We start from the raw sequence: 15,374 nt of genomic DNA on the forward strand, positions 1-15,374 counted from the left end.
GTTCCGAACAAACAAAATTTATGCCTAATTTTGTTGGCTATTTGCCTATTGAAATAGTCATAAAGAGGGGCAATCTCAAATATGTAACACTTCTTTACCTATTGATAAGTCTACGTATAATCGCGCCAATTTTCTGACAATGATAATCATTACCATTTGCGATTATGAAAAACGTGTTCTCGGCTACGGCAGCTTGTCTATCTCTGGGTTTGGTCACTTCTGGTGTTATTTCTGCGGAGCCTAAAGGTGAGCAGATCTATTCGGTAGAAGATGCGCCGAATCGGATTCAATTAGAAGTGAAAACTCGTGAGACTTCTCGCATTTTTCTGACGACTCAGTCAGAGAAGTATTTAAGAGGAGAGATTGAAAGTCAGTCAGCGTTATCCAAAGTCAAGGTGAGGGATGAATCCGGTTCTTTTGAGCGAACCTTGCTGACCAACGATTCTGAATCTCCGATATTTCTCCATCTTCAAAAAGCAGGGAAATACACCATTCTGGTTGAAGCGGGAAATGAGAATGCCAACGTTACTGTCAGTCTTGCTACTGTGCCTCTTAAGCCCGATCAAAATGTCAATCCGAAAGCACCTCCAATCAGCCCAGATCTTATCGCCTTACAAAAAGATCTCCTGAAAGGGAAAACGTCGGCTGAGAAAGTGTTTTGGGAAAAGGTCAGTCAAAAAGGGACACCATACATTGAGCCCCATGACACTGAAAATGTGTCAGTCACGTTTCTCTGGAAAGGGAAAGCGAATAATGTCCGATTGTTAGGCGCACCATACGATGGTCATGCCTACCTTTCAAAATTGGAAGGTGCAGACCTGTGGCATAAGACTTACGTTGTGCCAAAGGACTTCAGGCTTTCTTACCGAATGTCTCCGAATATGCCTCAGCTTGAAAATCCGAAAGGAAGAGAGCAGCGGATGGCGGTACTGGCGAACTTACAACTCGACCCGAACAACCATCATTCTTGGGACATTCCCGAGGAAGGGATTGCTTTGTCGACCGTCACTCACGGTCACCCGCCGAGTGGTGATTGGTTGGATGAAAACACCGAAAATACTGGAACTGTCAGCGAGCACGAATTTGCCAGTGAGCAATTGGGTAACACAAGAAGTGTTGCCATTTATCGACCATACAATGATAAGGCGCTTGAAGCTGACGCTCCTTTACTGATTTTGTTTGACGGTGATTCCTATCTGCATCGGGCGAAAACACCGAAATTGCTCGACTACCTTATCGAGACTCAGCAGATTCCGCCTATGCGAGCGGTCTTTCTAAACAACCCCTCTCAGAAATTAAGAGGCGTTGAGCTTACTCCAAACCCTGATTTCGCCAGGATGCTCGCAACAGAATTCATGCCCTGGTTAAGCCAGCATCATCAAATTACACCGAAAGCCGAGAACACCGTGCTTTCTGGCTCAAGCTACGGTGGGTTGGCGTCTCTCTATATAGCATTTCAGCACCCCAACGAGTTTGGCAAAGTGCTCAGCCAGTCAGGATCTTTCTGGTGGTCACCAAAAGGAGAGTCTGGCATGTGGTTGAACCGGGAAATCGAAGAAAACACCAGAAAGCCAATTCAGGTTTACCACAATGCTGGTGCATTCGAACTTCTTCCGGATTTCGCCAACATCTTAGAGACCAATCGACATATGCATGACGTGCTCGAAAGAAAGGGCTACGACGTGACGTTTAAGGAATTTGCCAGCGGACACGATTATTTCAGCTGGCGCATCACATTGGCAGACGGGCTGACAAGCTTGTTTCCAATGTCAGTAAAGTAGCAAGCATAAAGGAAAAATAATGAAATTGTTGAAGTTGAGCTGCGCAGTGGCAGCCGCTCTTTCGGTAGCTCCAGCCTTGGCTCAGGAAAATGATGAAGTGATGGTAGTAACGGGAACATCCAGTCAGGTTTCTGTTCATCAGGCTCCGGCGTCTGTCACCGTGGTTACCAGTGAAGAGATCAATAAAATTCCTGCAACAGATATTACCGATGCTCTAGGTAAATTAGCGGGTCTTCAAGTAGAAAACTTTGGTGGCTCAGAACCGTCGATCAAAATCCGTGGCTTGGATTCTGCCTATACTCTGCTGTTAGTTAACGGTAGAAAAGTCAGCTCGAAAGATGCGATTGTCCGTGGATCTTTCGACATGTCGAGTATCCCTCTAAGTGCCATTGACCGCGTTGAAGTGGTTCGTGGTCCTATGTCTACCCTGTACGGCAGTGAAGCGATTGGTGGTGTCGTAAACGTGATCCTCAAAGAGCCAACCGAAGAAACCTTCGTGGCGGGTTCTGTTGGTTACAAACACCCACAAAATGGTGGTGGTGCATTAAAAAATGGCAGCATCTTTGTTAGTGGTTCACTGGTGCCAGATACGATTTTGTATCACGCCAATGTGGATGTCAGCGACAGAGACGCATGGGAGATTGATGATAAGGACGTAAAATACTCCAATCTTCAGGAGTCCCAGAAGCGTTTAAGTGTTGATACGACGGTGACCTGGCTGGCGTCTGACAGCGATAAGGTATTGTTCGACCTTGGCTTTATGAAAGATGACCGTGTAGCACCTTTAGACGATCGCGAAGCTAATAAATACAAGAGTGAGCGAGTCAACGCGGGTATCGGTTACGAACGCGACTGGGATTGGGGTATCAACAGTTTCAACTATTACTACGAAGACACCAAAATTCTGGAAGACAACTCCCATCCAGATTTAAAAGGTGAAATGACGGGTACTCAACGCAACCACAACCTTGATGGAAAAGTGGTATTTGCTCTTGATAATCACTCAATCACAACCGGATTCGATTTCAGCCGCACGGAAATTTCTCATACCAAATTCTACACAGATAATGAGACGAACCAGCAAGGTGCCATTTACGTTCAGGACGAAATTGCTATCGCCGACCCACTAACCTTAACCGTGAGTGGTCGTTACACCAAGCATAATGAATTCGGCACACACTTTAGTCCTCGTGCTTACCTTGTCTTCCAGGCGACAGACAATCTGACGCTTAAAGGGGGATATGGTGAAGGCTTTAAAGCACCGAATATCTGGCATTCCTCAGATAAACTTCTGATGATCAGCTGTGGAGGACGTTGTTACCTTCAGGGTAACCCGGACCTTAAACCTGAAACGTCAAAATCTTTCGAGCTAACTGCTGTGTACAACCAGCCAACATGGTTTGTTCAAGGCACAGCATTCCACAATCAGTTGAAAGATATGATCAGCAGGGATAGACATTCCACTGTTGGTATCGCACCTGATGGTAAGAAGATCATTTCAATGATCAATATTAACGAAGTGGAAACCAAAGGTATCGAGATTGATGGTGAAGTCGATCTGTCTGATTCTGTATACCTGACAGCGAACCTGACGTACACAGACGCTAAGGATAAGAAAACCGACGAGAAACTGGCTTACACTCCAGAGGTCATGGCGAATGCAGGTCTGAACTGGCTTGCCACCGATGAGTTGACCTTGTTTACAGACGTAAAATACACTGGTGACCAAGTGTATACGCATTACGACCGTGCGACCAAAACTTCCGAAGTTCGTGATTTGAAGCCATATACGACGATCGATTTGGGTGGTAGCTACCAGGTCAATAACGAATTCAAAATTAAGGCGGGTGTCACTAACATCACTGACCATCGTTTGTACGAGCAGGAGAACGACTACAACAATGTAGATGTGGGCCGCGCATTCTACGCCGCTGTAGATTTTGAGTTTTAATTCTTAAACTCTGAATGGATATAAGTGCTCAAGCCTCTCAGAATTCTGGGAGGCTTTTTTAATATCAAATTTCACTTTAACAGTGGATAATCACTTATCAGGTTCATGGAAAAACCACTCTTTCAGATACAAGGAAGGCTTCATGAGTGAATTAGATGAAAAGCAAAAGAAGTACATGAAATTTGTGCTTATTTACCCGTTTGTTGTCTTAATCATTGGCGTTGCAGTAAACCTGCTCATTACCAACATTCCTCCTTTGGTTCCCTCAATTCCTTCCACTCCTGTACTGAGCTCCTTAGCCATATCGGGCGTATTACTTGCCATTAATCATGCCTGGTTAATGACGGCGACAGAAACAACTCGGGTGAGTTACAAACTCTATGCGACGCCGGAAGAATGGGAAGCCAGCGATTACAGCAAACAGGACGCAACTCAAGTCGCGTGGCAGGAATTGGAAAGAGCTCATAATGCTCACCGAAACGCAACGGAAAACACGGTGTGCTTCTTAGCGGTCGCATTACCATTTCTGTTCGTTTCTCCCCCTAGCATTATTGCTTATGTCTGGGTGGTGGGATTTGCACTGGCGAGGTTGGGATACACATACGGGTATCTGAGTGGAAACGACAACTTTCGCTCCATTTTCATGACTCTGAGCCTTTTGGCGTCATTTGGAATTGGAAGTTATTTGTTTATCGCTTTGATTCAATAAGCCGAGTTCATATACATAATCTCCCTAACTGGATTGATTAAACAGGGCAAATACTTCTTCCGAAGTCAGGGTTTCTGATTCGTTTTCAAATGAGTAATAGCCTGGCTTTCTGTCGATAAAGTATTGTGTCTCCATTGTCATTTGGGCAAAGGAGGCAAAATGCCCAGCAGGAATGTTAAACGTTCCGGTATTCACAAACCGACTGTACATATGGCTGCCACACTCTTTACAAAAAGCGCGACGTGCCCATTCGGCTGAACGAAACTCCTTCACATGCTCTTTGCCCAGAACCACCACATTTTCCCCACACGGTGCCATCATTGTTGGTCCTCCATTCCATGTCTGGCAGGAAGAGCAATGGCACACAGAAAAACGTTCCGGTAAATGAGTCAGTTGGAGCGTAACAAGACCGCATAAACATTTGATATTGATAGGGGAGTGCATGGTTTGATTTCCATAATTTGATGAGATGGAAACTCCAACATAGCACTCCTTGCTGACAACCGGTGTCAGGGGGTGATTTTTAGAGGGCAGAATACAAAAAGCGAGCCAATTGGCTCGCCTGTGGTTTTCAGAGTTTAGGGTCAACAGATCCTAGCTATTTTGGCTGAATCTGCTTAAGCGCTGTCGCAATTGCTGCGTCAAGTTGGCTATCGATTCCGTTCTCTACTTCTGAAGGCAGATTGAATGCCTGAACATCTGGTATCAGCTCCAGATTTTCATAGTAGCGACCATCCGGCGTTTTGAGTGGCAGGAATGGGTACACGTAACTGATGTCTGGGTAAACAGCCGACCCTGCTGTGTTCACCGCGGTTCCGGTGCCCGGTACAGGCTCACCTACGATAGGGCCCACTTTTAGATCTTGGTAGTACTGGCTGAATGCAGAACCTTCGGAATAAGACGAGGCATTAGCAAGAACGACCGACTGTTTCAGCCAGCTGCGGCGACCAGCATCAGAAGCTGGCTTGCCTTTTCTTGGAACCAGATCAGCAACTTTCTGAGCCGTCAGAAACTCAATGAGCGTATCGGCAAGGAAGCCACCGCCATTGAACCGAACGTCAATGATTAAGGTTTCCGTGTTACGTAATCGCCCTAACGCTTCTGCTCTAAGGTGCTCAAAGCTGGCTGAGTTCATTTCAGGCAGATAAACATACCCGACTTTGCCATCGCTTTTCTCAAGAACGTAATTACGGCGCTCCAGCTCCCAGCGTTTGGCAATGATCGAATATTGCTCGTAGCTGTCGATAGGTGTGATTTCCTGATGCCAGTGGCGTCCTTCAACCCGTTGCAAGGTGACAGAAACCGGCACCTGTGCCTTATTATTTAACTGCTTTGCAAGGCTCGCTAAATTAGAGACAGGGTCGCCATTGATCGCGATGACTCGGTCTCCGGGTTTGAGTACGATGTCTTCCACATCCGCGGGGCCTCCGGGCAAGATCTCACTGATAACAAGCCCCTGAGAGCTGGAATCTTCATTCGCAGGTTCGCTGTCACCTGAAATGTTTTCTGCAAAGATCAGCCCAAGGGAAGCGGTATCGTCGTAACGCATTGTTTCCGGCGCATACCCGTAAGCGCCAGTGTGAGACGCATTAAGTTCACCACTCAGCTCGCTTAATACTTCGGCGAAGTCCAGGTCATTGTTGATGTGTGGCAAAAACTTACGGTAGTTCTTGCTATAGAAATCCCAGTCTACGTTGCCCATGTCCCGGCGATAGTACTGCTCTTTGGTCTGGCGCACGATCTGGTCGAACGCGGCAATACGTCTTGGCTCTGCCTCAAATTCAACGGGCAGGTCGATGGGGTGACGTATGCGTTTCCCAGAGTCTACGTCCACTTCGATAATGTCGTATTCGGTAAGCAGATAAGCGAACTCCTGATTTTCAGTCACGTAAACAGCGTAAGCTTCTGGCTGGTTAGAAAATACCGAGTAGGTCTCCTGAGTTCGGATATTGTAAATGAGTCCGTTGGTTTTATAGTCGCCTGATAGGTCGGGTTCTACGTCCACCACCAGCAAGTTATCACCCAGAAGATGAGCGCCCAGCACCATCTTTGAAAACGGCAGGTGGAAAGCTTCTCGGTATTCAATGTTGTTTTCGTTGAATGCGTAGCTTGGAACCTGTTCGCCTTCTTCCGGTAATTCGAGATCGTCTTTGAAGTCTTTCTTCGCTCGGCTGTTAACAAACACACCGCTTATCGTGAGGTCGAGATCATCTCCCGATACAGACTTCACTCCGTATTTGGTGGTTGCCCAATACAAAACGCGTCCGTCGGAACTCCAGCTAGGCATCGCGTTAATAAACCCGCTTTGGGAAACATTCACCGACGGGCTGCTGCCATCGGCTTTAACCACATGAATTTGGTTAGAGTACGGAGTAGGGGATAGATGCACCGCCAGCTGGGAAGAATCTGGTGACCAGGCGTAATCGATGCCGTTGAAATTACTGATCAGGTCAGGAGCAATCAGCTCTATGCCAAGATCGACTGATTTGTCCTCACTCACCATTGCGTCTTTGACTTTCTCGACAACGGACTCTTCTTCGCTCTCGCTTAAATCCAGAACGTGCAGGGCTCGGCCATTAACCACAAAAGCGAGTTTGTTTCCGTCTGGGGAATATTTAGGATGCGTGATGTTGTGATCGTCAGACACCAGTAGCGGGGCTTCTTCGCGGGTTATGGCATCAGACAGCAGTTCTTCTTCCGTGTCAGAAAACGTGGTGTAAAGCCCCCATTTCCCATCACGCAGGGCGCTATAAACTGCGCCATAACCATCTGGGGTGAAATTAACGTGCTTTTCTTCTTCAATGGTTTTGGTTAACGCTTTCACTTCAGACGTTTCTGCGTTGTAAGCATAAATGTCACCATACGAGTTCAGAAGAAACTCGCCCGGATCGTATTCCGAAGGTGCAAACCTCGTGGTTTTGTTGGTGTAAATGAATTGGCTTGGTTCTGGCGTAAAGTGGTGAATGTTGATGCTCACTTTACGGGCGTCAGATTCCCCATTTTTAAGCGTGTATATTTCCCCGTTGTAAGAAAACGCGAGGTTATCGCTGTCGTCCACCGTCAGGTGACGAACAGGATGGGTATCGAAATGCGTAATCTGGGTTTTCTCAGCGGTGGCTAAGTCATATAGCCAGACGTTGAAATTGCCATCAGCCTCACTCAGATAATAAAAACCGGTCTGGTCAGTGTTCCAGACTGGGCGTTGCGCTGCCACTCGGTTTTCTGTGAGTTGCTTGTGTTCTCCGCTGGCTTTGTCGTAAAGCCAAATGTTCGGCACAGCGAAAGAGCGTTGGTGTTTACGAAACGGCTGATCTTTATGAGGAGAGTTATACAGCAGCTTGCTCTCATCCCGATTCCAAACCGCATGTTTGGCCGGTACTGCCAGCGTAGCAGAGGCGTTTTGGGAATCCAGTTCAACGCGGTACAAATGGTTGCCTAACGGACTCAGCGACCATTCAGGCAAGCTGTAAAAATCCTGTTCCTTGCTGGAAATTCGCGTTGTACTGAAAAGCAGTGCGTCGCCGTTTTCAGTAAACGAAGTAGGAACATCCGACCCAGAATGGTAAGTGTGACGAATCATCTTTCCGTTTTTAAGAGACACAGTAAACACGTCGTCATTGCCATATGGGTTGGCGGCGAATGCCAGCGTTTGATTGTCTGGTCCCCATATTAAACTGTGAGGGTAGAAATCGCCGCTGGTAATGGCGCGGGCTTCGCCCCCTTCACTGGATACGAGGTAAATTTTGCTTTTGTAGGTAAAAGCCAGCTGTTTGCCGTCTGGCGAGAGTGCCGTGTGTCTTAACCACAGTGGAGCATCTGATTGAGAAGAGTCTGCAGGCGCTGTTTGCGTCGCGTGGGCAGATGAAAAAGCGCCAGAAATCAACGCAGCAAGCAGCGTGAAGCGCATAGATTGACCCATGTCTGTTTCCTTCTATTTTTAGAATTTATAGTTATTAAGTTTTTGATAGTTATTATCTATTCTGGACGATTGGTCAACCTTATCAGCACATTTATTGACGGTAAAAAATGAAAAAGGCAAATACGTGCCTTGCCTTATCTAACGCCTCACAGCCCCAATTTAACAGTACTTCGATAACTGCCCGACATTTCTCATTATCGTCAACGCAGATCTCTAGAACCCAGCTTTCGATATCTGGTCATTAAGCAGAACACACTGCGTTGGTATTCTATATTGATGAATCTATCAGTTTTAATGACAAAAACCACAATAAGAGAGTGGGTATGATGTGGATCAAAATGAAACTACCACTTTAGGAGTACACCTAAAGTGAATCGTGTGATTGTGTGAATAAGTGTTTCAAATTATGAAAAACAAAAAACGTTATATCACGGTATTAATCGCAATGGGTGTACTGATCGGTTGGGCTCTTTTAGGGGGCTCAGCAGCTGTCATGCACTACACCTCCAGCACTTCATTTTGTTTGTCTTGCCACTCGATGCAAATTCCCTATGAGGAATATCAGGGGTCGGTGCATTTCACCAATGGAAAGGGCATTCGCGCGGAATGTTCCGATTGCCATATCCCGAATCAACCCATTGATTACATCATTACCAAAATTCGGGCAACGAAAGACATCTACCACGAATTTGTGACCGGGAAAATTGGCGATGAAGAGCTGTATGAAACCCACCGCGTTGCCATGGCTGAAACCGTATGGGAACAAATGCGAGCCAATGACTCAGCCACTTGCCGATCTTGCCATGAGTTCGGTGCAATGGATCTGTACGAGCAGACCGAAGACGCCGCCAAAATGCATCAATACGGAATAGAAAATTCACAAACCTGTATTGATTGTCACAAAGGTGTCGCTCATTTTGCCCCGGAGCCAGAAATGGACAGCGAAGCGTTTGAACGTTTAATGGCATTGACTGATCAGACACCAGATTCCGCAAAATATGTGTACACCGTTTCTGATGCAGAAATCGGAGAGTACGGTTCAATCCGACCCACCACCAAACTCGAAGTTATTGCCCAGACCCCAACCTCCCGAGAGGTTCGCCTAGAGGCTTATCAGATGAAAGGGGCAGAACAGGTGCTTTACCTAGGAAGAGGGCAGCGAGCGATAGTCGCCATGCTCTCCGAACAAGGGCAGACAGCCGTTAAACATGGTGACTATGAAGCCGATGAATACGGGAACGAGTGGCGAACCGCTACGCTCACCGCGACCACGAGTGCACCAGTGCTGGATTCTCCAGAGCCTATATGGGCGTATGCCACGGAGCTCGACAACGTTTACTGCGCGACATGCCATTCCAAGATCCCGGCTAATCATTTTACTGTCAATGCATGGGGACCTGTAGCCAAGAGCATGGGCGAACGAACCGACATTTCAGAACCTGATTTGGAAATACTTACCAAGTTCTTCCAGCACCACGCCAAAGACGTGGCTGGGCACTAAATAGAGAAGGATAGCATTATGACTGAATTAACACGTCGAGGTTTCCTTAAAGGAACCAGTATGACCGCAGGCGCGCTGGCGTTCACTTCGTTTACCCCTTTGTCGGCACTGGCGAAGACGAAGCGAGGTTCTGGTGTGCTGACCGCCGGTCGCATGGGACCTATCTTGTGTGAAGTAAAAGATGGAAAACTGATTTCGACCAAAAATGCGCTTGCTCAAACCGTTGCAAACAGCTTGCAGGTGACGGGACCGGATCAGGTGCACACTAAAGCCCGCGTCAAGTATCCGATGGTTCGCAAAGGGTATCTTGCCAATCCGTCGGCACCAGCTGGAGAACGAGGAAAAGACGAGTTTGTCCGCGTATCCTGGGATGACGCTTACGCTTTGATTCATGAACAGCACATGCGAATCCGGCAGGCTCATGGAGCTGAATCGATCTTTGCGGGTTCTTACGGTTGGCGATCCAGTGGTGTATTGCACAAAGCTCAGACACTTTTGCAGCGCTACATGAGTATGGCGGGTGGTTACTCAGGGCACCTTGGGGATTATTCGACAGGGGCGGCACAAGTTATCATGCCGCACGTTATGGGCTCTATCGAAGTGTACGAGCAACAAACCACTTACCCTGTCGTACTCGAACACAGTGATGTGGTGGTGCTTTGGGGAATGAACCCTTTAAACACGCTCAAGATTGCCTGGACTTCAACAGACTGTCAGGGGCTAGAATTTTTCCATCAGTTGAAGAAATCGGGCAAAACGCTGATCGCCATCGATCCAATGCGTTCCGAGACCATTGATTTCTTAGGTGACAGCGTTCAATGGATTGCGCCTCATCCAATGACTGATGTCGCAATGATGATGGGGATTGCCCATACACTGGTCAAAAATAACAAACACGACAAAGCATTTCTTAACAAGTACACCACCGGATACGACCGTTTTGAAAGCTATCTTCTCGGTAAAGAAGACGGCGTTGAAAAATCCGCAGCGTGGGCATCGAATATCTGTGGCGTACCCGCGAAGCAGCTAGAAGTGCTGGCAGATATTTTCAGTAAACACCGCACATTGTTGATGTCTGGATGGGGAATCCAGCGCCAGCAATACGGAGAACAGCGCCACTGGATGCTGGTAACGCTAGCTTCGATGCTGGGGCAGATTGGTTTGCCGGGCGGTGGATTTGGTTTGTCTTATCACTATTCCAACGGAGGAAACCCAACGCGTGATGCTGCAGTGCTTCCTGCCATATCCGCATCTGTTGGCGGCGGTTCTTCAGCAGGGAATGACTGGGCAGTCTCTGGCGCGGTGAATGCGTTCCCAGTAGCGCGAATTGTTGAAGCTCTGGAAAATCCGGGTAAATCTTTTAAACACAACGGTCACGATCTCACGTTCCCAGACATCAAAATGATCTGGTGGGCAGGTGGCGCGAACTTTACGCATCATCAAGACAGCAATCGACTGATTAAAGCGTGGCAAAAACCAGAGCTGATCGTCATATCCGAGCCGTACTGGACTGCCGCGGCTAAGCATGCCGATATTGTCCTGCCCATTACAACCTCGTTCGAACGAAACGATATGACGATGACAGGGGACTACAGTAACCAGCATCTCGTACCGATGAAGCAGGTGGTGGAACCTCAGGGAGAAGCCCGAAACGACTTTGATGTATTTGCCGATATGGCTGAAAAACTGAAATCCGGTGGGAAAGATGTTTTCACTGAAGGCAAAGACGAAATGGGGTGGCTCAAATCGTTTTACGAAACAGCCCAAAAAGCCGGACGCACAGCGCGTATCCGCATGCCAAAATTTGGACAGTTCTGGAGCAAGAATGAGCTGATTGAAATGAAGTTCAACAAGAAAGCTGCGAAGTTTGTCCGTCATGCTGATTTTCGTAAAGATCCTGTGCTCAATCCATTGGGTACACCCAGTGGAAAGATCGAGATATTCTCAAAAACCATCGAAAGCTATGCCTTGGAAGATTGCCCGGCACACCCAACATGGCTAGAACCAACGGAATACACTGGAAGTGCGAAAGACGGTGAGTTGCAACTCGTTACTGCCCATGCCGCTCATCGCTTACATAGCCAGTTTAACTACGCCGCGATTCGTGAAGACTACGCCATCGCCAATCGCGAGCCGATCTCCATCCATACTGAGGATGCCAAGGCAAGAGGCATCAAGCAGGGAGATCTGGTACGTGCATTCAATGACCGCGGACAGGTGCTGGTGGGCGCATTAGTCACTGACGGGATCAAGCAAGGTTCCGTATGTATTCACGAAGGAGGGTGGCTAGACCTCGACCACAAATCGGGTTTGTGCAAAAACGGTTGTGCCAACGCACTGACTTTAGACATTCCAACATCTCGGTTAGCCAACGGCTGCGCTGCTAATTCATCCTTAGTGAGAATTGAAAAATACGAAGGTCCAGCGCTCGAACTAACGGCATTCACACCACCAAAAAATGCCTGACGTTGAAACCTAAAAAATCGAAGCCAGCATCTGCTGGCTTCAGTTTTTTATGCATAGCTCAGCCTTGCTGAGCGTGTTTTTAGAAAACACCATTGGAATTACGAACTGCGCCGCCAGCGACTAGGGTATAAAAACGCATAAAGGTATCGAGTGGCTGAATCGCATCCCAGTGTTCTTCGATGTCTGAGCCGTTGATTCTCCATGTATCGACGATGTTCATGCCTTTTTTATCGTTGCCTCGGTGGGATTTCTTGATTGTCGCGTGAGAGTGCAGGGTAACGTAATCACCATCAACATAAACGCTTTTCACATCATAAGAAAACTCCGGGAAACGACCAGCAAACTTCTTAACGTACTCAATCACACCCATCATCTTGTCTGGAATTCCGCGGTTGTGCTGAACATAGTTGGAGTTGTCGTATTTGCTTTTTACATACTCGAAATCGTGGTTATTCATAATATTTTGGACAAAATCCATGATGAGTTCGGCATTGCTGTTTTCTTTTTCTGTCCAGTAGTCGCGTTTAAATTTGTTTTTATCAATGATTACTGTATCCATTCTTCTCTCCAACTGTTTAACTTGTTTTTCTTTCAATCAATTCTGATAGCCACGACTCCATTCGCTCCGCCTGCTCAGAAACAATGGACTCATCTTCAAATGTTTGTGCGAGCAACGCTGCACCTTGACTCTGCGTTATAAGATGCACGGCATACTGGTCTGCTTTGCTTTGAAAACCAAGCTCTTCAAACTGCTTTGATAACCAGTTTCGAAACAAGGCGAAGAACCTTTTCATCTCATTCTGAGAAGGGTGAGTCAGCTTATTGAGCTCTGCCGTCAATGAACCAATAGGGCAACCAAATTTTTGGGTTTGAGATTGGGTAGCTACTGCCGACTGAATAAAGCTGCGAATCCTAAGTTCAGGCTGTTTGTACTCCGACTCCCATGACACCAACGCTTGTTCAACCATGACCAAACGCTGGTTCAGTACCGCTTCAAGAATGTCGTCTTTGGTTTTGTAGTGGTGATAAAAGTTACCTTTTGAGATCCCCACTTCATTAGCGATCTGAGACAGAGCGGTGTGCTCGTATCCCTGCTCGTAAAACAGCGTGTTTGCCGCTTCAATGATCTTCAGTTTTGTCTTACCCAATCGCATATATGGTCTCTCTGAAATTAACTAGGTCGCACGTCCTATTTTTAATTTAGGACATGCGACCTAGTTTGTCAACGAGTAAATTTTAAAAGTGTTTGCTTCTACAGTTTTAAACGTTCCAGATAGGTTCGAGGATGGAGTGCTTTGGTGTACTCACTGTTTTTGGCAGGCTTCACGTTTTTTTAATGTGAGAGTGCTTCTACTTTCTATATGAGAGCTTACTAACACGCCATATGTGACACTTAATGTATTCTAAGCTCAAGCGATTAAGAGGATTCAATTAATGTCAAAAAGCTCTAAGCTTCATAATGAAGATAAACTGGTCAAAAAAGCGCTTGAGATTGCTGGGAAGATGGCAAAGATGCAAGGCTTTGACCTTCCTCAGTCCCCACAACCCGTAAAAGTAAAAGCGATTTACCTATTCTTGGTCGACGCCAAGCAAATCACGCCACTACCCGAGAGCAAGCTGGACGGCGCAAACATCAAACACAGGCTGGCACTCTGGATTCACAACGCGTTGCCAGACAACGACCCGCTAAAATAAAAAAACATATTGAAATTACAAAAAGGCGAACCGACTGGTTCGCCTTTTTGATCTTGGTTTCTGTTCTATTTCAATTGCCGTAATTGATGAGTTTCGTGTTTTCTTAAAGTGAGTATCCCGCTATTGGGGCTGCATTGCAGAGATCCGATAGAACATCGCCATTGATCAGCACAAACGGACCCTTCTAGCAAAAGGGGATAACGACAGATAACTCGGAAGCGGGAATTAAATCTTGGTTAGGTTGAATTATTGATGAGGTCAAGGCAGCATCCATGCTGCTCTAAGATCGAAAACGTTGGGGCTGAGCCCACGCATACATCGTGTCGGATGATCAGAACATGTATTTATTGATGCCTGCTTTCGTCCAGTCCTGAATTGAGTTCGGGTCGAATGACTTACTGTCTGGAACTCCAATGCTCTCGTTTTGGGAAGAGATCAACGTCGCCGTGGATTTGATGGTGTCGATTTTGACTGCACGGCCATCATCAAACGTGAGCCGATAGCCGATAAACACAGACTGGAACATTCCGTTCCCTTCGAATTCTTCAAGAAGATTTTTCACGTCGACCAAGCGGTAACGCTTGTTACCGTCCTCAAGAAAGAAATCCGTGGTTGCCTGAACCGCGCTATCTTTGAATAAGTGAGAGATTGTGCAAGCAGAAGATAAATCAAAAACGATCATGTCGTATGTACCTTTATTAGTTACGGTTTGTATTTATTTTGTGATTTATATCACTCGAAAATATCATTGTGGTCTGACCTTGATCCGCGGTTATAAATATTTCTTCACAAGGTGAGTTTTGTGATTTGAACCAAACAAAGAATAAATCAAACTAATCAGTAAGTTAGATAATTTTAGTTCCTTGCCAGCTACTGGGAATTAAGTCACTTTGTGTCTCTGAGAAATATTTTGTTACATTTGCGATTGGGATCGTTCCCATTTCTGACAAAGAAAAACACGCTACGAATGCGTTTGGTCTGAGTTTGGGAATTGGTAGAAAACTAAAAATAAGGGCAGGCAAGTAGAAAAGTAATTGATAGGTTTTGTGTTTTCTTAAAGTGAGTGTTCCTTTGAGTTAAAAAAGCGCTTGAGATTGCTGGGAAGATGGCAAAGATGCAAGGCTTTGACTTTCCTCAGTCACCACAACCCGTAAAAGTAAAAGTGATTTACCTATTCTTGGTCGATGCCAAGCAAATCACGCCACTACCCGAGAGCAAGCTGGACGGCGCAAACATCAAACACAGGCTGGCGCTATGGATTCACAACGCATTGCCAGACAACGACCCGCTAAAATAAAAATTATATTGAAATAACAAAAAGGCGAACTGACTGGTTCGCCTTTTAGATCTTG

General features: G+C 46.5%; 11 protein-coding genes and 1 pseudogene. 7 read left to right on the plus strand and 5 right to left on the minus strand.

The features are described 5' to 3' along the window. Positions 1-164: 164 nt before the first annotated feature. From fes to QMG91_RS22060, 3 genes are all read left to right on the plus strand, one after another. Positions 165-1,781, plus strand: a complete 1,617-nt coding sequence (gene fes / locus QMG91_RS22050; RefSeq protein ID WP_281832260.1) for an enterochelin esterase — start codon at positions 165-167, stop codon at positions 1,779-1,781. A 19-nt stretch (positions 1,782-1,800) separates the two neighbouring features. Next, positions 1,801-3,732, plus strand: a complete 1,932-nt coding sequence (locus QMG91_RS22055; RefSeq protein WP_281832262.1) for a TonB-dependent receptor domain-containing protein — start codon at positions 1,801-1,803, stop codon at positions 3,730-3,732. A 142-nt stretch (positions 3,733-3,874) separates the two neighbouring features. Then, the gene (locus QMG91_RS22060) at positions 3,875-4,441 is read left to right on the plus strand and encodes an MAPEG family protein (RefSeq protein WP_281832264.1); all 567 of its coding nucleotides are present in this window, start codon (positions 3,875-3,877) and stop codon (positions 4,439-4,441) included. Positions 4,442-4,465: 24 nt separating this feature from the next. Here QMG91_RS22060 and QMG91_RS22065 read toward each other — a convergent pair whose 3' ends face one another. Together QMG91_RS22065 and QMG91_RS22070 are read right to left on the minus strand one after the other, a co-directional pair. Further along, positions 4,466-4,885: a GFA family protein gene (locus QMG91_RS22065; RefSeq protein WP_281832266.1), complete on the minus strand. Its 420-nt coding sequence runs from the start codon at positions 4,883-4,885 to the stop codon at positions 4,466-4,468. A gap of 154 nt (positions 4,886-5,039) precedes the next feature. Further along, positions 5,040-8,360 (minus strand): S41 family peptidase, encoded by a 3,321-nt coding sequence (locus QMG91_RS22070; RefSeq protein ID WP_281832268.1) that lies wholly within the window; start codon positions 8,358-8,360, stop codon positions 5,040-5,042. A 406-nt stretch (positions 8,361-8,766) separates the two neighbouring features. On the opposite strand from QMG91_RS22070, the gene QMG91_RS22075 reads away from it, so the two are divergent. Further along, positions 8,767-9,861 carry a NapC/NirT family cytochrome c gene (locus tag QMG91_RS22075; protein WP_281832270.1) on the plus strand — a complete coding sequence of 365 codons (1,095 nt, stop codon included), beginning with the start codon at positions 8,767-8,769 and terminating at the stop codon, positions 9,859-9,861. Between the two features lie 18 nt (positions 9,862-9,879). After that, complete coding sequence (locus QMG91_RS22080) at positions 9,880-12,327, plus strand: molybdopterin guanine dinucleotide-containing S/N-oxide reductase (protein ID WP_281832272.1); 2,448 nt, start codon at positions 9,880-9,882, stop codon at positions 12,325-12,327. 79 nt (positions 12,328-12,406) lie between these two features. Here QMG91_RS22080 and QMG91_RS22085 read toward each other — a convergent pair whose 3' ends face one another. Together QMG91_RS22085 and QMG91_RS22090 are read right to left on the minus strand one after the other, a co-directional pair. After that, the gene (locus QMG91_RS22085; protein WP_281832275.1) at positions 12,407-12,886 is read right to left on the minus strand and encodes a nuclear transport factor 2 family protein; all 480 of its coding nucleotides are present in this window, start codon (positions 12,884-12,886) and stop codon (positions 12,407-12,409) included. Positions 12,887-12,902: 16 nt separating this feature from the next. Next, positions 12,903-13,481, minus strand: coding sequence for a TetR/AcrR family transcriptional regulator (locus QMG91_RS22090; protein WP_281832278.1), 579 nt, complete (start codon positions 13,479-13,481; stop codon positions 12,903-12,905). Positions 13,482-13,761: 280 nt separating this feature from the next. Between QMG91_RS22090 and QMG91_RS22095 the strand changes: the two genes are divergently transcribed. After that, a complete protein-coding gene (locus tag QMG91_RS22095; protein ID WP_004408908.1) occupies positions 13,762-14,022 on the plus strand; it encodes a DUF5062 family protein in 261 nt (86 codons plus the stop codon). A 331-nt stretch (positions 14,023-14,353) separates the two neighbouring features. Here the strand turns inward: QMG91_RS22095 and QMG91_RS22100 are convergent, their stop codons facing one another. Next, entirely contained in the window at positions 14,354-14,704 is a 351-nt protein-coding gene (locus QMG91_RS22100) for a hypothetical protein (protein WP_281832281.1), read from the minus strand. Positions 14,705-15,097: 393 nt separating this feature from the next. On the opposite strand from QMG91_RS22100, the pseudogene QMG91_RS22105 reads away from it, so the two are divergent. Beyond that, positions 15,098-15,319 (plus strand): annotated as a pseudogene (locus QMG91_RS22105) (DUF5062 family protein); the annotation flags it as partial. Between the last annotated feature and the right edge of the window lie 55 nt (positions 15,320-15,374).

This window comes from Vibrio nigripulchritudo, assembly GCF_027924785.1.
GTDB lineage: Bacteria > Pseudomonadota > Gammaproteobacteria > Enterobacterales > Vibrionaceae > Vibrio > Vibrio nigripulchritudo.

What these genes read in the sequence shown, in the direction of transcription:
- QMG91_RS22065 (WP_281832266.1), bottom strand. Translation starts at nt 4,885, where the DNA reads ATGCACTCCCCTATCAATATCAAATGTTTATGCGGTCTTGTTACGCTC.
- QMG91_RS22075 (WP_281832270.1), top strand. Translation starts at nt 8,767, where the DNA reads ATGAAAAACAAAAAACGTTATATCACGGTATTAATCGCAATGGGTGTA.
- QMG91_RS22090 (WP_281832278.1), bottom strand. Translation starts at nt 13,481, where the DNA reads ATGCGATTGGGTAAGACAAAACTGAAGATCATTGAAGCGGCAAACACG.
- QMG91_RS22060 (WP_281832264.1), top strand. Translation starts at nt 3,875, where the DNA reads ATGAGTGAATTAGATGAAAAGCAAAAGAAGTACATGAAATTTGTGCTT.
- fes (WP_281832260.1), top strand. Translation starts at nt 165, where the DNA reads ATGAAAAACGTGTTCTCGGCTACGGCAGCTTGTCTATCTCTGGGTTTG.
- QMG91_RS22080 (WP_281832272.1), top strand. Translation starts at nt 9,880, where the DNA reads ATGACTGAATTAACACGTCGAGGTTTCCTTAAAGGAACCAGTATGACC.
- QMG91_RS22055 (WP_281832262.1), top strand. Translation starts at nt 1,801, where the DNA reads ATGAAATTGTTGAAGTTGAGCTGCGCAGTGGCAGCCGCTCTTTCGGTA.
- QMG91_RS22095 (WP_004408908.1), top strand. Translation starts at nt 13,762, where the DNA reads ATGTCAAAAAGCTCTAAGCTTCATAATGAAGATAAACTGGTCAAAAAA.
- QMG91_RS22070 (WP_281832268.1), bottom strand. Translation starts at nt 8,360, where the DNA reads ATGGGTCAATCTATGCGCTTCACGCTGCTTGCTGCGTTGATTTCTGGC.
- QMG91_RS22085 (WP_281832275.1), bottom strand. Translation starts at nt 12,886, where the DNA reads ATGGATACAGTAATCATTGATAAAAACAAATTTAAACGCGACTACTGG.
- QMG91_RS22100 (WP_281832281.1), bottom strand. Translation starts at nt 14,704, where the DNA reads ATGATCGTTTTTGATTTATCTTCTGCTTGCACAATCTCTCACTTATTC.